At 56.5% G+C, this 625-nt stretch carries 1 protein-coding gene; it reads left to right on the top strand.

The window, feature by feature from the left end; translation table 11 throughout:
* Positions 1 to 625, top strand: a 625-nt coding sequence (locus RNA01_RS23555; protein WP_174824580.1) for a glycogen/starch synthase, incomplete at both ends; no start/stop codon positions are given.

A 625-nucleotide genomic window follows, 5' to 3' on the forward strand; every position in this document is an offset into this window, starting at 1 on the left:
ATATTTACTGGGTTCCCTCGGCTTGTCTCCGAATGCATACACCATCGATTGCCTCGAATATTACGGCGACCTCAGCTATCTGAAAGGCGGCTTGATGACAGCGGATGCTATCACCACCGTCAGCCCCACCTACGCCCGGGAAGTCCTGACGCCAAAGTACGGAATGGGGCTTCAAGGCGTCCTGAGAAAGCGTGTCGGCAGCCTTCGAGGCGTCGTCAACGGAATTGATCAGGACATTTGGAATCCTGAGACTGATCACCATTTGCCCGTCAATTACGGAGTGCATGATATCGGTAGCAAGTTCGCGAACCGAATGCCGCTTCTGAAGCGCTTCAAACTGGATACCGATGACGGGCCAGTCTTTGCGGCCATCAGCAGGCTGACCTGGCAGAAAGGGATCGACATCCTTGTCGAGGTCTCGGGCGAAATCGTTTCGCGTGGCGGCAAGCTCATCGTTCTGGGCCGGGGCGAGAGGTCGATCGAGGAAGCCCTGGTCGCAACCGCAGCTTGTTTTCCGGGCCGAATGGCTGTTGAGCTGGGCTATTGCGAGGCCGACGCTCATCTGATTCACGCCGGAAGCGATATAGTTGTGCAGCCGTCACGGTTTGAGCCTTGCGGTCTTACA

Source organism: Paenirhizobium naphthalenivorans (assembly GCF_007992095.1).
In the GTDB taxonomy this organism is placed as follows: Bacteria; Pseudomonadota; Alphaproteobacteria; order Rhizobiales; family Rhizobiaceae; genus Allorhizobium; species Allorhizobium naphthalenivorans.